Genomic DNA, 18,634 nt, shown 5'->3' with positions numbered 1-18,634 from the left:
GAATGTCAGTTACGCCGATGATGGCACAATACCTCGACATCAAGGCACAGTATCCAGATGCGCTGCTGTTTTACCGGATGGGCGACTTTTACGAGATGTTCTTTGACGATGCGGTCAACGCCGCTGAAGCCCTGGATATCGCGCTGACCAAACGGGGCAAGCACGATGGCGAAGACATCCCCATGTGTGGCGTGCCGTTCCACGCCGCCGAGGGGTATCTGCTCACCCTGATCCGCAAGGGCTTTCGCGTTGCTGTGGGTGAACAGCTGGAAACCCCGGCCGAAGCCAAAAAACGCGGTGGCAAATCGGTGGTCAAACGCGACGTGGTGCGGCTTGTCACCCCCGGCACCCTGACAGAGGACTCGCTGCTCGAGGCCCGCCGCCATAACTTTCTCGTCTCCTATTCCGAACTGCGGGATGAATCCGCCCTGGCCTGGGCCGATATTTCAACCGGTGCCTTTCACGTCATGCCCATCAGCCAGGTGCGCCTTTCTCCGGAACTGGCCCGTTTGGCGCCCTCAGAGTTGATTGTGGCAGATGGCCCCACTTATGAAGCAACCGCACCCCTGGCCGAGGAATACAAAATTCCCGTGACTCCGCTGGGCAAGGCAAGCTTTGACAGCACCGCAGCGGAGAAGAGGATCTGCAGCCTGTTCGGCGTCAGCGCGCTTGATGGGTTTGGCAGCTTCAACCGCGCTGAAATCTCGGCCATGGGAGCCCTGATCGACTATCTGGAGATCACCCAAAAAGGCAAACTGCCACTGCTGCAACAGCCGGTGCAGGAAGCCGAAGACCGTGTGGTGCAGATTGACGCCTCCACCCGCGCCAGCCTGGAACTGACACGGTCGCTCTCTGGCGCCCGGGCCGGCTCTCTGCTCTCGGTGGTGGATCGCACCGTTACCCCCGGTGGCGCCCGGCTGCTGGAACAACGCCTTTCCAGCCCCTCGCGAAACCTGGACGTGATCAATGCCCGGCTTGCAGCGCTCGACTTTGCGGTAGACCACGATCAGCTTTGCGAAGACCTGCGCGATGCCCTGCGCAAAACCCCGGACCTGGACCGCGCCCTGTCGCGACTGGCCCTGGAACGTGGCGGCCCGCGGGATCTCGCTGCCATCCGCAACGGCCTGGCCCAGGCCAACGCCATCGCTGACAGAAACGCCAGCGAAGACCTGCCACCGCTGGTCAGCGCCGCCACGACGGATCTCACCGGATTTGAGGCTCTGTTGGATCTGCTGGAGGCCGCCCTGGTGGCCGAGCCACCGCTTTTGGCCCGCGACGGCGGCTTTATCGCCGCCGGCTATGATGAAGACCTGGATGAGGCCCGCACCCTGCGCGACGAGGGTCGCTCGATTATTGCTGGCATGCAGCAGGAATATGCCGCCCATACCGGCATCACCTCGCTGAAAATCAAACACAACAATGTGCTGGGTTACTTCATTGAAACCACAGCCACCCATGCGGAAAAAATGCTCTCTGCGCCGCTGTCGGAAAAATACATCCACCGCCAAACCACCGCCAATCAGGTGCGGTTCACCACGGTTGAACTCAGCGAGATTGAGACCCGGATCCTGAACTCAGGAAATCGCGCGTTAGAGATTGAAAAGCGGCTCTATTCTGCACTTTCGACTGCAATCATGGACCAGGCTGCGCGCCTGAACGGTGCCTCACGAGGCCTGGCGGAGCTCGATCTGCTGACCGCTCTGGCGGATCTGGCGCGCGGCGAAAACTGGGCGCGGCCGCGCGTCGATGCCTCCCGTGCCTTTGCCATCACCGGCGGGCGTCACCCGGTTGTGGAACGCGCCCTGCGACAACAGGGCGGCGATACCTTTGTAGCCAATGATTGTGATCTCTCGGCCACCACCGGTGCCGCTGTCTGGCTTTTGACCGGTCCCAATATGGCGGGTAAATCGACCTTCCTGCGGCAAAACGCACTGATTGCTCTCCTGGCCCAGATGGGCAGTTACGTACCAGCGGAAACCGCCCATATCGGCCTGGTCAGCCAGCTGTTCAGTCGGGTTGGAGCCTCAGATGATCTGGCGCGGGGCCGCTCGACCTTTATGGTGGAAATGGTAGAAACCGCCGCCATCCTCAACCAGGCGGACGACCGTGCTCTGGTCATCCTCGACGAAATCGGCCGCGGCACCGCCACCTATGACGGGCTCTCCATCGCCTGGGCGACGCTGGAACACCTCCACGCGGTGAACCAATCCCGTGCCCTCTTTGCCACCCATTATCACGAATTGACCCAGCTTTCGACCACGCTGTCCGGCGTCGAAAACGCCACGGTCTCGGTCAAGGAATGGGAAGGCGAGGTGATCTTCCTGCACGAAGTCAAAAAGGGCGCCGCAGATCGCTCTTACGGGGTGCAGGTGGCGCAGCTGGCCGGCCTGCCAACCAGCGTGGTGGCCCGCGCCCGCGATGTGCTGGACCTGTTGGAACAAGGCAGCCGCGAAGGCGCAGGAGCAAAGATAAAGATCGATGATCTGCCCCTCTTTGCCGCTGCCCCGCCTCCACAACCAAAACCTGCCGCTGGTCCCTCCCCTGTTAACCAGCTGCTCAGTGACATTCACCCGGATGAGCTTTCCCCACGTGAAGCCCTCGAGGCGCTTTACCGCCTAAAAGAAGCAAGCAAATAACCATAAAATAAAAAGAGCGGCTGCCGATTGGGCGCCGCTCTTTCATCTTACCAAAAATACCTGCGCCGCAGGCACGGGTCCCAACGGACCCGTTCCCTTACAACTGCCATCAGGCCGGAGTGGAGGACACACCAACCTGGGCCGGCCGCAACAGCCGGTCATGCAACATAAAGCCCTCAGCCGAGACCTGAATGATATCGCCAGCCTTGGTGCCAGGCACCGGAGCCTCAAACATCGCCTCATGCACCTGCGGGTCAAAACGATCGCCAACCTGGGGTGACACAACCCGCACCCCGTGTTTTTCAAACACACCAACAAGTGCGCGCATGGTCAGCTCAACACCCTCGATAAGCGCCGCAGAAACTTCTTTCTGCTCATCCGTGGCGGATTCAACCGCGCGCTTCAGGTTGTCAAACACCGGCAGCATATCACGCGACAGTTTTGAACCGCCATATTGCTCCGCTTCGCGACGGGCCTTGTCACCGCGTTTGCGGGAGTTTTCGGCATCCGCCAGCGCACGCATAAACCGGTCTTTATACTCGTCCCGTTCTGCCCGCAGCTCATCCAACTCAATTGCAGCATCGTCCATTTCAGCCATTTCCGCCGCCAGCTCTTCCGCTTCGACATTTTCGATGTCGTCCAAAAAATCGTCGTTTCTGGGCTCTGCCATTTTTTCAACCTCTAGCTCCGGTCAGAAAGCAATTTCCCAACCAGTTGCGCCGTGTAATCCACAATCGGCACAATCCGTCCGTAATTCAGGCGAGTCGGGCCAATCACCCCAACCGCGCCAATGATCTTTCGATCCGAGTTCATATAGGGAGAGACCACCAAAGAGGAACCCGAAAGTGAAAAAAGTTTGTTCTCTGAACCGATAAAAATGCGCACACCTTCACCGTCCTCGGTCAGTTCAAGAAATTCAGCAATATCTTGCTTGCGCTCCAGGTCATCAAACAGGCTGCGAATAAGATCGAGCTCCTTTGGCACTCCACCACCCTCGCCCAATAGATTCGCCCGTCCCCGCACGATCAAACGGGCCTGTTCATTGCCGTCATCTTCCCAGGCGGCCAGCCCGCTTTCGATCATGTCCTGCGCCAGAACATCAATTTCCTGCCGCCGCGCATCAATCTCTTTCTGCATGTCGCGCCGTACGCCGCTCAGGGTCCGCCCTTCAATCAGCGCGTTGAGAAAATTTGCCGCCTCGCGCATTGAACTGGGGGTTTGACCCGGTGGTGGGGTGAACAGGCGGTTTTCCACATGACCGTCGGAGAACACCAAAACCACCAGCGCTCGATCCTGTGCCAACGACACAAATTCGATATGGCGGATTTCGCTTTCCTGTTTCGGCGTCAGCACCAGGGACGCACCCTGAGTCACCCCGGACAGGGCCGCGCCCACCCGATCCAACATGCCACCAACATCTCCGGCGTTCTTGCCTAAAGTGGCATCAATCTTTTCCCGGTCATGGGCCTTCAGATCCTCAACCTCCAGCAAGCCATCGACAAACATCCGCAGCCCGCGTTGGGTGGGAATGCGGCCGGCGCTGACATGAGGGCTGTCCAGCAATCCAAGATACTCCAGATCCTGCATCACGTTGCGCACCGTCGCCGCGCTGACCTTCTCATTGAGGGATCGCGTCAAGGTACGGCTGCCAACCGGTTCGCCACTTTCAAGATAGCTTTCAACAACCACCCGGAATACCTCCCGGGAGCGATCATTCATGTCACTCAGTATCTCTTTGGCATCTGTCATCTGTAATTTTTCGATCATTTCTGGCTGGAGAACACCCTGTTTGCCAATTTGCATTAAAGAGCGATCAGGGAAAAGGTCAATCATGCTTGCATCCCCGCACTCCCGGCGGCTATCGGATGGGCAGCAAAAAGAAGGATAGCCCATGCGCCCCTCAAAGAGAGACCTAAATGAAATGCGCGCCGTGTCGATCGAGACCGGCTTTACCAAACATGCCGAAGGATCCTGCCTGATAAAGATGGGTGATACGCATGTTCTGTGCACCGCCAGCCTGGAACCACGGGTGCCACCCTTCATCAAAGGCTCCGGTCTGGGCTGGGTCACTGCGGAATACGGCATGCTGCCTCGCGCCACCAACACCCGTATGCGTCGCGAAGCCGCGTCAGGCAAACAGGGTGGCCGCACCGTTGAAATCCAGCGCCTGATTGGCCGTGCCCTGCGCGCCGGCGTTGACCGGGTTGCCCTGGGTGAGCGCCAGATCACCATCGACTGCGACGTCTTGCAGGCCGACGGTGGCACCCGCTGCGCCGCGATCACCGGTGGCTGGGTCGCCCTGCGTCTGGCCGTGAATAAACTGATGAAAGCCGGTGACGTAAAAATTGATCCGCTGATGGATCCTGTCTCGGCAATTTCCTGCGGCATCTATGCCGGCCAGCCGGTGCTTGATCTGGACTACCCAGAAGATTCTGAGGCCGGCGTTGACGGCAACTTTATCATGACCGGTTCTGGTAAACTGATCGAAGTGCAGATGTCTGCCGAGGGCTCAATCTTTTCCCGCGATCAAATGAACCAGCTGATGGATCTGGCCGAAAAAGGCACCTCAGAGCTGGCAGCCCTGCAAAAGGCAGCCTGCGCATGAGCCGCAAGTTTGAAGGCGACCAGATTCTGGTCGCCACTCACAACGCAGGCAAGCTGCAGGAGATCACCGAGATCCTTGCGCCCTTTGGCGTCAAGGTTGTCGGCGCAGCCGAGATGAACCTGCCGGAACCGGAAGAAACCGAAGACACCTTTGTCGGCAATGCCCGGATCAAGGCACATGCGGCAGCACAGGCTACCGGCCTCCCTGCCCTGTCCGACGACAGCGGCATCACCATTGATGCGCTGGATGGCGCCCCCGGTGTCTATACCGCCGATTGGGCCGAAACCGGCAATGGGCGTGACTTTATGATGGCAATGACTCGCGCCAATGATGAAATCACCGCAAAAGGCCCCAATGCTCCGCGCAGCGCCCAGTTCCGCTGTACCCTAGTTCTGGCCTGGCCCGATGGCCATGATGAAGTATTCGAAGGCGTCATGGCCGGCGATCTGGTCTGGCCCATTCGCGGTGAAGCTGGGTTTGGTTATGACCCGATGTTCATGCCCGAGGGCTATGACGTCACCTGCGCCCAGATGGACAAGGCCGAAAAGAACCGCATCAGCCACCGTGGCCGCGCGGTCAGCGCCTTTATCAAAGGCTGTTTTAGTGGATGATTGGCGAAATGGGGGCTTTGGCCTATATGTGCATTGGCCCTTTTGTCAGGCCAAATGCCCCTATTGCGACTTCAACAGTCATGTCACCGCAAATATAGACCAAAAACTCTGGGTTAGAGCCTACCTGAGTGAGCTCAAAAGAGTCTCACAGGGGATGGAGGGTCGGGTTCTTAACTCTATCTTCTTTGGCGGTGGCACCCCCTCGCTGATGATGCCTGAAACCGTCGCCGCCGTGATTGAAGGCGCACGTGAAATATGGCCCTTTGCCAATGACATCGAGATCACTCTTGAAGCCAATCCAGGCTCTGTTGAGGCAGGACGTTTTGCCGGCTATCGCGACGGCGGCGTCAACCGTATCTCGATGGGCATTCAAGCGCTCAACAATGAGGACCTCCGCCGCCTTGGGCGTATCCATTCCGTGGAGGAGGCCCGCGCCGCCTTTGACATTGCCCGCACCTGTTTTGACCGGGTCAGCTTTGACCTGATCTATGCGCGTCAGGGACAGGACCTGTCCCATTGGCAGCGCGAACTTTCCCAAGCCCTGAATATGGCGATTGACCATCTGTCGCTCTATCAGCTCACCATCGAAGAAGGCACCGCCTTTGGTGATCGCTACGCCCGTGGAAAACTGCGCGACCTGCCCACAGATGACACGGCAGCTGACATGTACCAGGCCACACAAGAAATCTGTGCCGCCCATGGCATGCCCGCCTATGAGATCTCCAACCACGCCCGCCCTGGTGAGGAATCCCGTCACAACCAGATCTATTGGCGTTATGGCGACTACCTCGGCATTGGTCCGGGGGCCCATGGCCGCGTCACACGCAACGGCCAGCGCTATGCCACCGAAACATATCGCGCCCCCGGCGCCTGGCTGAAAGCGGTGGCCGATGGATCCGGGGAGAGCCTGTGCCAAGCCCTGCCCCGTGAAGATACCGCAATTGAGTACATGATGATGTCGATGCGCCTTGCCGAAGGCATGAACATCCCGCGCTATACGGCACTGTCGGGTCAGGCCCTGCCACAGGACCGCGTTGACGACCTTGTTAATCTTGGCATGGTAACTACATCGGATCAGGTAATTCGCGCGACAGATCAGGGCCGCGCAGTCCTGAATGCGGTGCTTCGGGAACTTCTGGTTGATTGACCAAATTGAAGTTGGATTAGACAGATGAGATTTCTCTATGCCGCGCTTGGGTTACTGTCACTCGGTCTGGCCATCATAGGTATCGTGCTGCCACTTCTGCCCACCGTGCCTTTTCTTCTGCTGGCGGCCTTCTTCTTTGCCAACTCATCCGAACGCCTGCATTCCTGGTTGATCAACCACCGCACATTTGGCCCCATGATCCTGGATTGGAATGAACGTGGCGCCATTCGTCCAGCCGCAAAAAAGGCGGCAACCGTTTCGATCGCCGCCGTTCTGTTGCTATCTTTTATACTGGGAGCGCCCTCCCATGTGGTGCTCATCCAGGTTGTCGTCCTGACAGCAGTCCTGACCTTTATTTGGACCCGCCCTGGCGCCTGACTATTTGCTCAGGATGTTACAGATTTCATCCAGCTGATCGAGCGTCTCATAGCTAATGGTGACAGATCCGCTTTCGCCACCTGCCTTGTGATCAATCGACACCTTCATCCGTAGAATGGCAGAAAGATCGCCCTCTAACGCCTTGGTATCTGCATCCTTATCTGTTGGCCGTGGCGACCTGCGCGGAGCCGCAGAAGCCTGAAGCCCGGCGGCATCCTTTTTCACCAAAGCTTCCGTAGCCCGGACCGACAACCCGCCTTTAACAATCTTGCTCGCCAGTTCAGAAGCATTGTCCGAGGTGATCAAAGCCCGCGCATGGCCCGCTGACAGTTTACGGTCATTGACCAGGGCGCGCACGTCCTCTGGCAGGTGTAGCAGCCTAACCAAATTGGCAATATGGCTCCGGCTCTTCCCCAGTGCCTCTGCCATGCGTTCCTGGGTATGGCCAAAGCGTTCCATCAGCTGTTTATAGCTCTGGGCTTCTTCCATTGCATTCAGATCAGAGCGCTGGATGTTTTCAATGATGGCAACTTCCATCATCTCAACATCGGAATAGTCCCGAATAAGAACCGGAACTTCGTGCAGCTGCGCTGCCTGCGCCGCGCGCCAGCGCCGCTCACCCGCAACAATTTCATACATGTCGCCGTCCCGAGGTCGCACGATCAGGGGCTGCAGGACCCCCTTTTCCTTGATCGATGCCGTCAGATCATCAAGATCCTCTTGCAGGAATTGACGGCGCGGCTGATCAGGGTTGGCAATCACCTTCTCGATGGGGACCAGAACCTCTGCGTTTCGTGCGGCCTGCACTTCTGTGCTTACCGGCTCCGAATTCACATCTGCCATCAAGGCAGACAGGCCACGGCCCAATCCGCGGGGTTTGTTTCTTTTCTCTGACATTTTCTACTCCGCTCTCAAGCCGCGACTGTTTGGTTATTCGATATCAACTCTTGCGCCAAAGCACGGTACGCCTTTGCCCCTAGGGAGTTGCTATCATAGTTGAGCACTGGCAAAGCATAGGACGGAGCCTCGCTGACCCGCACATTGCGCGGGATTTTTGTTTGAAAAACCAGATCGCCCAGATTGTCCCGCGCATCCTGTTCAACCTGCTGCGACAAGTTATTGCGCCGGTCAAACATCGTCAAAACAACGCCTTCAATCCGAAGATCAGGGTTGGCCGATTGCCGGACTTCCCGAATTGTGAGCAACAATTGCGACACACCTTCCAGGGCAAAAAATTCACTCTGCAAGGGGATCAGCACCGAATGGGAGGCTACCATCGCATTGACGGTCAAAAGGTTAAGAGAAGGTGGACAATCGATCAGCACATAATCCCAATCGTATTCGTCCATCGCCGTTTGCCGCAACGCATCATGCAGCAAGAAGCTCCGCTTTTCATTGGCAAAAAGCTCAATATCAGCGGAACTAAGGTCAACAGTGGCGGGGATCACGCAAAGGTCTTCGATTTCCGTAGTACGAATCACTTCATTTAGTGGGGCGTCATCAACCAACAGATCATATGTAGTGGCATCTCGATCCGCACTCTCGATGCCCAAGCCGGTAGAAGCATTTCCCTGGGGGTCCAGATCCACCACCAACACTCGCAGTCCTGTCTCAACCAAAGCGGCCGCGAGGTTGATTGCTGTTGTTGTCTTACCCACCCCGCCCTTCTGATTTGCAACCGCGATAATTCGAGGCCCCTCCGGGCGGGATAAATCAGGCACGAGCGACTCCCTTGATCTTAAGAATAACTGCTTCAGTCTCAGTCAAACTTGTAATTGGTTCAACGTCGAATCGCCATCGCTGAGCTGCCTTATCCACTTCTTTTTTCCAGTTCGCCCCTTTGGGGAACACAGATGTACCGCCAACTGCCAGGTGGCGTTGTGAAAATTCAAGAAGAGCATCTAGGTCAGCAACCGCACGCGCGGACAGTATATCTGCATTCTGTGGCACAGCCTGTTCAATCCTCTCGGTCAATACAGAAATTGAAACCCCACATTCCCGCGCCGCAGTTCGCAGAAAAGCCGATTTTCTCTGATCGCTTTCGATCAACGTAACCTTGGTTTTTGGCGATCGTTCTGCAGCCATGATGGCGACAACAATTCCCGGGAACCCGCCGCCGCTGCCGATATCCACCCAACTCTCACCTGCATCTTCTACGCTGGTGAAGACCTGTACCGAATCTACGATATGCCTCTGCCAAAGGTCTGTTAGGCTACTTTTGGAGACCAAGTTTATTCGCGGGTTCCACTTTAGCAGAACCTCCTCGAATTTTTCTAACCGCTCTATTGTTTCACGTGAAACATTCAACTGATCTAACAGAGCTTTCTCGCTCATCCAAGTTTCTCCTGTGAACGCATATTCTTTCGCAACCGTGCCAACACCAGAGCCAGCCCTGCTGGCGTCATCCCATTGATACGACTGGCCTTTGCCAAGGTCTCAGGTCTTGCGACGGTCAGTTTCTGTTGTAGCTCCGCCGAAAGACCTTCGATAGCTGTATAATCAAAATCGTCTGGGATCACATGGCCTTCGTCACGCTTGACCGCTGCGATCTCTTTCTCCTGACGCGCAATATAGTGCACATATAGCGCGTCTCGCTCCAATTGCCGCATTGTCTCTACATCTGTATCAGCGAAATCTGGCAGCAAAGGGATGAGATCTTCAAACCCCACATCAGGGAAAGCGAGAATTTCAAAACCTGTTCTCTTGTTCCCGTCCTGATTGACGTAAATCCCCGCTGCCGAAATCTGCTTTGGTGTGAATACAGCAGCTTCCAGACCGTTTCGGGTGGTTTCCAGACGGTCCAGCTTTTCCGAAAAGGCTACCCTTCTCTCTTCAGAGATGCACCCTGCCTCTATCGCAAGAGGTGTTAGCCTTTGATCCGCATTGTCGGCGCGCAGGGAGAGACGGAATTCAGCACGCGAGGTAAACATGCGGTAAGGTTCTGTAACGCCATGCGTGGTAAGATCATCAACCATGACACCAATGTAGCTGTTGGACCGGCCAAACATAACCGGCTCTTTATCCCGACATTTGGCGGCAGCACTAAGTCCAGCAACCAAACCTTGCGCAGCTGCCTCCTCATATCCTGTAGTGCCGTTGATCTGCCCCGCTAGATATAGGCCTGGCACATCTTTAAGCGATAGATCCAAGGAGAGCGCCCGCGGATCAATATAGTCATATTCGATCGCATACCCCGGCTGCAGAATTTCTGCCTTTTCCAATCCAACAATTGAACGAACGTAATCCGACTGTACATCCACTGGTAGGCTTGTCGAAATTCCGTTTGGATAGACGGTGTGATCCGTCGCCCCCTCGGGTTCCAAGAAAATCTGATGCGAGGTCTTATCTGCAAATCGGACAATTTTGTCCTCGATTGAAGGGCAGTACCTGGGACCAACACCATCAATATGCCCGCCATACATGGCTGATCGAGAAAGGTTCTCCCGAATAATGTCGTGGGTTTTTTCATTGGTGTGCGTAATGCCGCAGATAACCTGCTTGGCCGACAACGCCTTAGTCATGAAGGAGAAGAAGGTGGGATCCTCATCTCCTGGCTGTCCTTCGAGGATATCCCAGTTGATCGTGCGCCCATCCAGGCGCGGTGGCGTGCCGGTCTTTAGTCGACCCATCGGCAGTTCAAAGCTGTCCAACCGTTCTGCCAGTTTTACCGAAGGTCGATCCCCCATTCGGCCACCAGGCTTTGACACATCGCCAATATGGATCACCCCCCGTAGGAACGTGCCAGTCGTTAGGATTACGAACCTGCTGTGAATTTCACTTCCATCTGACAGAACCACGCCGCCCACTTTAGCGCCCTGCATCAAAAAATCTGTCGCTTCCCCCTCAATGATCTCAAGGTTCTCTTGGGATTCTGTTCTTTTGAGCATTTCACGACGATAGATACCGCGGTCAGATTGCGCACGGGGACCTTGAACAGCGGGGCCTTTGCGGCGGTTGAGCAGTCTAAACTGAATACCGGCAAGATCAGCTACTTGCCCCATTACGCCATCCATCGCGTCAATCTCGCGGACAAGGTGGCCTTTACCCAGGCCACCGATGGCCGGATTGCAGGACATCACCCCAATACCATCGCGTGTTAATGTGATGAGGGCTGTACGCGCGCCCATGCGCGCAGAAGCATGGGCTGCCTCGCTTCCTGCGTGACCTCCACCAATGACAACAACATCAAAATCTGAATGTTTCACGTGAAACACTCCCTATTTTCCAAGACAGAAACTTGAGAAAATCTCATCAAGGAGATTCTCGACGCCAACACGACCCACGAGCATTTCAAGGGATCGAACAGCGGACCGTATATCTTCAGCGGCAATTTCATAGAACTCCGATCCCCGTTGCAAAACAAGCTGAGCTTCGGTCAAACTGTGCATTGCGGCAAGCATCATCTCACGGTGACGTGACCGGGTGGCAACGCCAACCTGAGTGGAGCGATCCTTCAATGTATCAGAGATATGGGAAACCAGGCGATCTACGCCCTGCCCTGTCTTCCCGGAAATGGAGCTATCCGAGTCCTGCCGCATATCAGCCTTGGGCTGAAGACGGATATCCCCGGGCTGCATTTTCAAATCAATCGCTTCATCCGGTTCTACCAGAAAAACACGAAGATCGGCCTGTTCAGCGCGTTTGCGGGCAAGCTCAATTCCGATGCCTTCAACGTGATCGTCAGTATCTCTGAGGCCGGCAGTATCCAGCAGTGTCACCGGTAACCCGCCAAGATCCATTCGAACTTCAATCACATCCCGCGTCGTGCCGGCATATTCTGAAGTGATAGCCGCCTCACGACCTGCTAACATATTGAGAAGCGTAGATTTCCCAACATTTGGCGCGCCGATGATTGCCACCTCAAAACCGTCTCGAATGCGCTCTGCAATTTTAACGCCTTCGGTCTCTGCCTGCAGGTCCTGGGCGACTGCGCTCAGCAGGGCTGTCACCTCGGGTGTGACATCCACCGGGACGTCTTCATCGGCAAAATCTATGGTCACCTCAATCAGCGATGCTGCCCGGATGAGATCCACCCGCCATCTTTCGGCCAACTGTCCCAGACCACCAGACAGAACCACCTGAGCCTGCTTACGCTGGGCTTCGGTTTCCGCGTCAATCAGATCTGCCAGGGCTTCGACCTGTGCCAGGTCCAATTTGCCATTTTCCAACGCCCGCCGGGTGAATTCACCAGGCTCTGCCAGACGAAGATCAGGGGTTTTGGTCAAACGGTCCAGAACTGCCGAAACCACGGCAGTACTGCCGTGAACCTGAAATTCGACAATGTTTTCTCCGGTAAAGCTGGCCGGCGCCGCAAAGCTAAGAACCAGAGCCTCGTCCAGCTGACTGCCGTCAAGATCCAGAAGGCAGCGCAGCCCCCGCCCTTTTGCGGGCAGTGGATGGTCACAAATCTGATTGGCTGCGGTCAGTGCCAGAGGGCCAGAAATGCGAATGACTGAAACTCCAGCCTTCCCCTGTGCGGAGGCCAGTGCAAAGATCGTGTCCATCTTGGCCTTCCTCTTTAACTGGCCTTCGCGCTTTAGGTGTTCATCGAATCAAAGAAATCCGCGTTGGATTTGGTTTGCTTCAACTTGCCCAGGAGGAACTCGACAGCGTCGGTGGTGCCCATGGGGTTGAGGATCCGCCGCAAGACAAAGGTTTTGGCCAGATCGGCCTTGTCCACCAAAAGCTCTTCTTTCCGGGTACCGGATTTGAGAATATCGATGGCAGGATAGACCCGTTTATCGGCAATTTTGCGATCCAGAACCAGTTCAGAGTTACCGGTCCCTTTGAATTCTTCAAAGATCACCTCATCCATACGGCTGCCGGTGTCGATCAGTGCGGTTGCGATGATGGTGAGCGAACCACCCTCTTCGATATTCCGGGCTGCACCAAAGAATCGCTTGGGGCGTTGCAGGGCATTTGCATCCACACCACCGGTCAGAACCTTGCCAGAGGAGGGCACAACGGTGTTGAAGGCCCTACCAAGTCTTGTGATCGAATCAAGCAGGATAACTACATCTCGCTTATGTTCGACCAATCGCTTGGCCTTTTCGATCACCATTTCCGACACTGCAACGTGGCGTGTTGCGGGTTCATCAAAGGTAGAGGAGACAACCTCACCTTTGACCGACCGCTGCATATCGGTGACTTCTTCAGGGCGTTCGTCGATCAGCAGAACAATCAAATAGCACTCTGGGTGGTTCTGTTCGATCGAGTTTGCGATGTTCTGCAAAATCATCGTCTTACCGGTGCGTGGCGGCGCCACAATCAACGAACGCTGGCCTTTACCGATAGGCGCAACCAGGTCGATCACCCGGGCTGAGCGATCCTTGAGCGTTGGATCTTCGATTTCCATCTTCAGACGCTCATCCGGGTACAGTGGCGTCAGGTTGTCAAAGGCGATCTTGTGACGCGCTTTTTCAGGATCTTCAAAGTTGATCTTGGTGACGCTGGTCATGGCAAAATAGCGTTCTGCCTCCAGCGGAGCCTTGATCTGGCCTTCGATGGTATCGCCAGTGCGCAGCGAATGTTTGCGGATCATTTCCGGCGAAACATAAATATCATCCGGTCCCGGCAAATAGTTGGCCTCGGGTGAGCGCAGGAAACCGAATCCATCCTGCAGCACTTCCAGAACGCCATCACCGCCAATTTCCCAGCCTTCATCTGCGCGTTCACGCAGAATTTGGAACATCATCTCGCCCTTGCGCATGGTCGAGGCGTTTTCGATCTCTAGCTCCTCCGCCATAGACAGAAGGTTTTTTGGGCTTTGCGCCTTGAGATCAGAAAGATTGAGGGATTCGACGGTCATTAACATATGGCCTTTTTGCCCCGGCTATTTGGGGAGAGCGATTATTATCAAGTTCGGAGAACACGAGGGCCCGGACGGGCCTGTTGGACGCCATACATAGGGGGTGAGACCTCGTAAGTCAAACCCTCTCACAGAGGCTTAAAGTCGCTCTGAGCCCCGTCCAGAGCGGCCATGGGGCGGTTGTGTCAGAACTTGAAGATCACCGAGATGACAATCACCACCATCAAAAGCGTCGGGACTTCGTTCATCAGGCGGTAGCGTCGCCCAGTGAACCTGTTTTTCCCTGCAGCAAAGTCCCGCTGACGCATCAAAAGCCAATAGTGGAACCAGGTCATACCAATCACCGCCAGAGCCTTGCTCCAGGGCCACACAGAGCCCCAATCGACCAATCCAGGCGTCGCCGCCATGAACAGCCCTGCCCCCCATGTCGCCATCATCGCTGGGCGCATGATGAAACGGTGCAATTTATGTTCCATGGTCACAAAGATCGACAGGCTTTCAGGAACCTTCTCAGCTTGCTCCACGTGATACACAAACAGCCGTGGGAGATAGAACAAACCCGCCATCCAACTGAGCACCGCCATAATGTGCAGCGATTTGGCATATGGGTAGAGGGTGAACATCCAGTCTGTCAGGTCCATCGGTCTCTCTCTCACGCTTAGATGACCCACCCTTATAATAATAAAGAAAGATTTAAAGGATGATGTTTTTGTAGGGACAAGGATTTCAGTGGATTATTCAGTTTTTCACCCGCTTATCCCCAGTGGGGAAAACTAGCCGGCCTCATTGCCGCCACATTGGTGACACTTTGATTAACACCCTTATGAATAAGGATAATTAACGAGTTGTTAACCTAGATTACTGTGGGGATAACCTTTGGAGGAATCGGGGACGAACAAGATATCCCGACTTCAGAAGTTATCCCAATCCCCGGCGGAGGAATCAGCGCGCAGTTTGGTGGAATTTCCCTTTTCCCTGTGCACTTGCCAAAATCTGGGAAAACCATACAAACCATCCTATAAACTTTCGCATCTTTTCCATGGGGTTTTCCACATGTCTGCCCACATCCTGCTGGCTTCTGGTTCCGAGATCCGAGCGCAGCTTCTGCGTCAGGCTGGTGTGCCCTTTGAGGTCCAGGTCGCCCGCGTTGATGAAGAAGCGATCAAAGCGGCGCTTTTGGCCGAAGCCGCTGATCCGCGCGATATTGCCGATGCCCTGGCCGAGGCAAAGGCGCGCAAGGTGAGCATGAAAACCCCCGGCCCGCTGGTCCTGGGGTGTGATCAGGTGTTGGATTTTGAAGGCAGCTTGCTGTCCAAGCCCAAAAGCGAAGAAGAGGCGCTGGCCCAGCTTAGCGCCATGCGCGGCAAACGTCACATGCTACTGTCGGCTGCGGTGATCTACCGGGATGGGGAACCGATCTGGCGTCATGTTGGTCAGGTGCGGCTGCGAATGCACAACTGTTCGGACAGCTATCTCTCCTCTTATGTGGCGCGCAACTGGCAGAGCATCCAGCACGCGGTGGGCGCTTATAAGTTGGAAGAAGAAGGCGTACGCTTGTTTTCTAACATTGAAGGGAGTTACTTTAATGTTTTGGGTCTACCTCTGGTAGAACTTCTCAACTACTTGGGACTACAGGGTGTCATTGAACAATGAGTGATAAAAAAATCCCTCTGGCCGGTGTGATTGGCTGTCCGGTAGCGCATTCCAAATCGCCGCAGTTACAGAGGCACTGGCTCGAGACGCATGGCATCGCTGGGCATTATATCCCGATGCATGTGGAGCCGGAAGACCTAGAGACTGTGATCCGCACCCTGCCAAAGGCGGGGTTTGTTGGCGTCAACGTCACCATCCCGCACAAAGAAGCGGTGATGAAGATTGCGGATAAAGTCACCGACCGGGCCAAATTGATGGGTGCGGCCAATACCGTGATCTTTCGCAGTGATGGCAGTATCCTGGCCGATAACACCGATGGCTATGGCTTTATCACCAACCTGCATCAGGGCGCGCCGGATTGGGTTCCGGGCAGTGGCCCTGCAGCGGTTCTTGGGGCTGGTGGGGCCTGCCGCGCGGTGGTGGCATCGCTGATTGAGGCCGGAGTGCCGGAAATCCTGCTCTCCAATCGCACCCGCGACCGTGCTGAGCAGCTCCAAAAGGAATTTGGCAAGCGTATTCAGGTTGTTGACTGGGTTCTGGCCGGCAACATTATCGAAGAGGCAGCTTTGGTGGTAAACACCACCTCGTTGGGTATGGTGGGAAAACCGCGCCTGCGGGTGCCGTTGGATGGGCTAAGGCCACATATGGTGGTGACCGATCTGATCTATTCCCCACTCAAAACCGACCTGTTGCAGACCGCCGAAGATGTCGGCTGCACTGTGGTTGATGGTTTGGGCATGTTGCTGCATCAGGCGGTGCCGGGATTTGAACGCTGGTTTGGCCAGCGCCCGGATGTGGATGACGCGACCAGGGCGGCGGCTTTGCGATGACATTTTATCTTGGGCTGACGGGTTCCATTGGCATGGGCAAAAGCACCACCGCAGCGATTTTTGCGCAGGCGGGTTGCGCCGTCTGGGATGCTGATGCTGCGGTGCATCGGCTGTATGCAATCGGCGGCGCGGCTGTTGTGCCCCTGCAGCAGGCTTTTCCATCGGCGATTGTTGATGGCGCGGTCAGCCGGGAGGCCTTGAAACAGATTCTTGCCGCTGATCCCGCAGCTTTTGCGCAGCTGGAGGCAATAGTGCACCCGCTGCTGGCAGCGGACCGTCAGATGTTCAAAGACACTGCCACCAGCGATATACTGGTTTTTGATATTCCACTGCTGTTTGAAACCGGTGGTGAGGCCGCGATGGATGCGGTGGCTTGTGTTCGGGTCGACGCCGCTACGCAGCGCGCCAGGGTGTTGGAGCGGGGCACCATGACAGAGGCCCAGTTTGAACAGATCCTGGCAAAACAGATGCCCATTGATGAAAAATCTGCCCGCGCGGATTATGTCATTGAAACGGACACACTGGACCATGCAAAGACTCAGGTAAGCGCGATATTGGACCAGATCAGACAGACCCAGGCGAAACCGGCTTTGGGCGGAAAGACATCAGCAGATGCGTGAAATTGTTCTCGATACCGAGACCACCGGCTTTGACCCGTTTTCCGGCGATCGGATCGTCGAAATCGGCGCGGTTGAGCTGCTCAACCACATGCCAACCGGCGAGACCTTTCACGTCTATATCAATCCCGAACGCAGCATGCCGCAGGAAGCTTTTGGCGTGCATGGCATTGGTCCCGACCTGTTGGAGCCGCCGCAAAAACCTGAAAAAGGCCAGGTCACCCTGCGGGATAAGCCTGTTTTTGCCAAATTTGGTCAGGCTTTCTTGGATTTTGTGCGTGATTCCCGGATGGTGATCCACAACGCCAGCTTTGACATGAAATTCCTCAATGCCGAGCTGGACTGGATGGGCCTGCCCAAGCTGCCGATGGAGCAAGCGCTGGATACATTGGCGATTGCCCGCAAACGCTTTCCCGGCTCGCCGGCGACGCTGGATGCCCTGTGCCGACGGTTCCAGATTGACAACAGCAACCGGACCCTACACGGCGCCCTGCTCGATTCCGAAATTTTGGCAGAGGTCTATCTGGAGCTCATCGGGGGCCGTCAGCCGGACTTTGGCCTGTCGACCAATGCCTCCTCTGGTGGGCAGATGGCTGAAGATTGGCGCCCTACCCCGCGCCCTACCCCGCTGCCATCGCGCCTGACAGCGCAGGAGGCAGAGGCCCATGAGGCCTTTGTTGCCAAGATGGGTGAAGATGCCCTTTGGAACCAAAAGCCGGCCTAGGTCTAATATACCTCAGAGCTACAAAAAAACGCCGCTGACCAAAGTCAGCGGCGTTTTTGTTTTGGTGTCAGTGCAGATTACTGCTGCGGAGCGGCGTCGGCCTGACGGCGCGCCAGTTCGTTGCGGTAGATCGCAACAAAATCGATATTGTCCAGGTTCAGCGGTGGGAAACCGCCGTCACGGGTGACATCCGACACGATGCGCCGCAGGAAGGGGAAGGTCATGCGCGGGCATTCGATCAGCAAAAAGGGGTGCAGCTGGTCTTCTGGAACGCCTTCAATGTTGAAAACGCCGACATATTCCAGTTCCAATACAAACAGAACGTCGCCGTCCTCTTTGTTTTTGGATTCGATATTCAGCTTGGTCATGACCTCATACTGGTTCTCGACCGAGCGTTTCTTGGCATCCAGATTGACCGCAACGCTGACGTCGGGCTGAACTTCGCCACCGGCCCCTTTTTGGGCCATGACGTTTTCAAATGACATATCACGGATATATTGACCCAGAATATTCATCTGAACCTGGGGCTGTTGTGCGCCCCCGTTTGCGCCATTTTCGGCCATTGAGATACTCCTAAAATTTTGTTTAATCCGTGCTTAACAGCTTGGTTCCGGTATCTCAACGG

At 55.8% G+C, this 18,634-nt stretch carries 19 protein-coding genes; 9 read left to right on the top strand and 10 right to left on the bottom strand.

The features are described from left to right. Positions 1-2 precede the first annotated feature (2 nt). On the top strand, positions 3-2,636 hold the full coding sequence (mutS, locus tag JZI28_RS19905; RefSeq protein WP_375698719.1) for a DNA mismatch repair protein MutS: 2,634 nt from the start codon (positions 3-5) through the stop codon (positions 2,634-2,636). 109 nt (positions 2,637-2,745) lie between these two features. Here the strand turns inward: mutS and JZI28_RS19900 are convergent, their stop codons facing one another. Continuing rightward, complete coding sequence (locus JZI28_RS19900) at positions 2,746-3,306, bottom strand: nucleotide exchange factor GrpE (protein ID WP_295449449.1); 561 nt, start codon at positions 3,304-3,306, stop codon at positions 2,746-2,748. Positions 3,307-3,317: 11 nt separating this feature from the next. Further along, positions 3,318-4,385 carry a heat-inducible transcriptional repressor HrcA gene (gene hrcA, locus JZI28_RS19895; protein WP_295449975.1) on the bottom strand — a complete coding sequence of 356 codons (1,068 nt, stop codon included), beginning with the start codon at positions 4,383-4,385 and terminating at the stop codon, positions 3,318-3,320. Positions 4,386-4,527: 142 nt separating this feature from the next. On the opposite strand from hrcA, the gene rph reads away from it, so the two are divergent. Genes rph through JZI28_RS19875 form a run of 4 tightly spaced genes read left to right on the top strand, consistent with a single transcriptional unit; the run spans position 4,528 to position 7,377 of the window. Continuing rightward, on the top strand, positions 4,528-5,241 hold the full coding sequence (rph, locus tag JZI28_RS19890) for a ribonuclease PH (RefSeq protein ID WP_295449446.1): 714 nt from the start codon (positions 4,528-4,530) through the stop codon (positions 5,239-5,241). Further along, positions 5,238-5,852, top strand: a complete 615-nt coding sequence (rdgB, locus tag JZI28_RS19885; RefSeq protein WP_375698718.1) for an RdgB/HAM1 family non-canonical purine NTP pyrophosphatase — start codon at positions 5,238-5,240, stop codon at positions 5,850-5,852. Before rph ends, rdgB begins: the two co-directional genes overlap by 4 nt. Further along, positions 5,845-6,999, top strand: a complete 1,155-nt coding sequence (hemW, locus tag JZI28_RS19880; RefSeq protein ID WP_375698717.1) for a radical SAM family heme chaperone HemW — start codon at positions 5,845-5,847, stop codon at positions 6,997-6,999. The genes rdgB and hemW overlap by 8 nt, the downstream gene beginning before the upstream one ends. A 24-nt stretch (positions 7,000-7,023) precedes the next feature. Beyond that, positions 7,024-7,377, top strand: a complete 354-nt coding sequence (locus JZI28_RS19875) for a YbaN family protein (RefSeq protein WP_375698716.1) — start codon at positions 7,024-7,026, stop codon at positions 7,375-7,377. Here the strand turns inward: JZI28_RS19875 and JZI28_RS19870 are convergent, their stop codons facing one another. The 7 genes from JZI28_RS19870 to JZI28_RS19840 all read right to left on the bottom strand — a co-directional run bounded on the left by JZI28_RS19870 (position 7,378) and on the right by JZI28_RS19840 (position 14,826). Next, positions 7,378-8,274, bottom strand: coding sequence for a ParB/RepB/Spo0J family partition protein (locus JZI28_RS19870; protein WP_375698715.1), 897 nt, complete (start codon positions 8,272-8,274; stop codon positions 7,378-7,380). Between the two features lie 14 nt (positions 8,275-8,288). Further along, entirely contained in the window at positions 8,289-9,098 is an 810-nt protein-coding gene (locus JZI28_RS19865) for a ParA family protein (protein WP_295449431.1), read from the bottom strand. Then, a complete protein-coding gene (rsmG, locus tag JZI28_RS19860; RefSeq protein ID WP_375698714.1) occupies positions 9,091-9,711 on the bottom strand; it encodes a 16S rRNA (guanine(527)-N(7))-methyltransferase RsmG in 621 nt (206 codons plus the stop codon). Before rsmG ends, JZI28_RS19865 begins: the two co-directional genes overlap by 8 nt. After that, the gene (gene mnmG, locus JZI28_RS19855; protein ID WP_375698713.1) at positions 9,708-11,582 is read right to left on the bottom strand and encodes a tRNA uridine-5-carboxymethylaminomethyl(34) synthesis enzyme MnmG; all 1,875 of its coding nucleotides are present in this window, start codon (positions 11,580-11,582) and stop codon (positions 9,708-9,710) included. Before mnmG ends, rsmG begins: the two co-directional genes overlap by 4 nt. A 12-nt stretch (positions 11,583-11,594) precedes the next feature. Then, complete coding sequence (gene mnmE / locus JZI28_RS19850) at positions 11,595-12,881, bottom strand: tRNA uridine-5-carboxymethylaminomethyl(34) synthesis GTPase MnmE (protein ID WP_375698712.1); 1,287 nt, start codon at positions 12,879-12,881, stop codon at positions 11,595-11,597. A gap of 32 nt (positions 12,882-12,913) precedes the next feature. Further along, complete coding sequence (rho, locus tag JZI28_RS19845) at positions 12,914-14,185, bottom strand: transcription termination factor Rho (RefSeq protein ID WP_295449418.1); 1,272 nt, start codon at positions 14,183-14,185, stop codon at positions 12,914-12,916. Positions 14,186-14,370: 185 nt separating this feature from the next. Further along, complete coding sequence (locus JZI28_RS19840; protein ID WP_295449416.1) at positions 14,371-14,826, bottom strand: CopD family protein; 456 nt, start codon at positions 14,824-14,826, stop codon at positions 14,371-14,373. Between the two features lie 412 nt (positions 14,827-15,238). On the opposite strand from JZI28_RS19840, the gene JZI28_RS19835 reads away from it, so the two are divergent. From JZI28_RS19835 to dnaQ, 4 genes are read left to right on the top strand one after another with little or no spacing between them, the layout of a single operon-like run. Then, positions 15,239-15,838 carry a Maf family protein gene (locus tag JZI28_RS19835; RefSeq protein ID WP_375698711.1) on the top strand — a complete coding sequence of 200 codons (600 nt, stop codon included), beginning with the start codon at positions 15,239-15,241 and terminating at the stop codon, positions 15,836-15,838. Continuing rightward, positions 15,835-16,668: a shikimate dehydrogenase gene (locus JZI28_RS19830; protein ID WP_375698710.1), complete on the top strand. Its 834-nt coding sequence runs from the start codon at positions 15,835-15,837 to the stop codon at positions 16,666-16,668. Before JZI28_RS19835 ends, JZI28_RS19830 begins: the two co-directional genes overlap by 4 nt. Further along, positions 16,665-17,288 (top strand): dephospho-CoA kinase, encoded by a 624-nt coding sequence (gene coaE, locus JZI28_RS19825; RefSeq protein WP_375698709.1) that lies wholly within the window; start codon positions 16,665-16,667, stop codon positions 17,286-17,288. Before JZI28_RS19830 ends, coaE begins: the two co-directional genes overlap by 4 nt. Further along, the gene (gene dnaQ, locus JZI28_RS19820; RefSeq protein WP_353396457.1) at positions 17,281-18,009 is read left to right on the top strand and encodes a DNA polymerase III subunit epsilon; all 729 of its coding nucleotides are present in this window, start codon (positions 17,281-17,283) and stop codon (positions 18,007-18,009) included. The genes coaE and dnaQ overlap by 8 nt, the downstream gene beginning before the upstream one ends. A 77-nt stretch (positions 18,010-18,086) precedes the next feature. Here the strand turns inward: dnaQ and secB are convergent, their stop codons facing one another. Beyond that, entirely contained in the window at positions 18,087-18,572 is a 486-nt protein-coding gene (gene secB, locus JZI28_RS19815; protein WP_295449401.1) for a protein-export chaperone SecB, read from the bottom strand. Positions 18,573-18,634: the final 62 nt, after the last annotated feature.

This window comes from Pseudophaeobacter sp. TrK17 (assembly GCF_042192375.1).
In the GTDB taxonomy this organism is placed as follows: domain Bacteria; phylum Pseudomonadota; class Alphaproteobacteria; order Rhodobacterales; family Rhodobacteraceae; genus Pseudophaeobacter.
Note: the sequence above shows the minus strand (reverse complement) of the source record. Positions and strands in the feature narration are given on the sequence as shown.

Bases quoted from the DNA above. Each gene is read 5' to 3' on its own strand.
- mutS (WP_375698719.1), top strand. From the start codon at position 3: ATGTCAGTTACGCCGATGATGGCACAATACCTCGACATCAAGGCACAG.
- JZI28_RS19900 (WP_295449449.1), bottom strand. From the start codon at position 3,306: ATGGCAGAGCCCAGAAACGACGATTTTTTGGACGACATCGAAAATGTC.
- hrcA (WP_295449975.1), bottom strand. From the start codon at position 4,385: ATGACAGATGCCAAAGAGATACTGAGTGACATGAATGATCGCTCCCGG.
- rph (WP_295449446.1), top strand. From the start codon at position 4,528: ATGCGCCCCTCAAAGAGAGACCTAAATGAAATGCGCGCCGTGTCGATC.
- rdgB (WP_375698718.1), top strand. From the start codon at position 5,238: ATGAGCCGCAAGTTTGAAGGCGACCAGATTCTGGTCGCCACTCACAAC.
- JZI28_RS19875 (WP_375698716.1), top strand. From the start codon at position 7,024: ATGAGATTTCTCTATGCCGCGCTTGGGTTACTGTCACTCGGTCTGGCC.
- JZI28_RS19870 (WP_375698715.1), bottom strand. From the start codon at position 8,274: ATGTCAGAGAAAAGAAACAAACCCCGCGGATTGGGCCGTGGCCTGTCT.
- rsmG (WP_375698714.1), bottom strand. From the start codon at position 9,711: ATGAGCGAGAAAGCTCTGTTAGATCAGTTGAATGTTTCACGTGAAACA.
- mnmE (WP_375698712.1), bottom strand. From the start codon at position 12,881: ATGGACACGATCTTTGCACTGGCCTCCGCACAGGGGAAGGCTGGAGTT.
- rho (WP_295449418.1), bottom strand. From the start codon at position 14,185: ATGACCGTCGAATCCCTCAATCTTTCTGATCTCAAGGCGCAAAGCCCA.
- JZI28_RS19840 (WP_295449416.1), bottom strand. From the start codon at position 14,826: ATGGACCTGACAGACTGGATGTTCACCCTCTACCCATATGCCAAATCG.
- JZI28_RS19835 (WP_375698711.1), top strand. From the start codon at position 15,239: ATGTCTGCCCACATCCTGCTGGCTTCTGGTTCCGAGATCCGAGCGCAG.
- JZI28_RS19830 (WP_375698710.1), top strand. From the start codon at position 15,835: ATGAGTGATAAAAAAATCCCTCTGGCCGGTGTGATTGGCTGTCCGGTA.
- coaE (WP_375698709.1), top strand. From the start codon at position 16,665: ATGACATTTTATCTTGGGCTGACGGGTTCCATTGGCATGGGCAAAAGC.
- dnaQ (WP_353396457.1), top strand. From the start codon at position 17,281: ATGCGTGAAATTGTTCTCGATACCGAGACCACCGGCTTTGACCCGTTT.
- secB (WP_295449401.1), bottom strand. From the start codon at position 18,572: ATGGCCGAAAATGGCGCAAACGGGGGCGCACAACAGCCCCAGGTTCAG.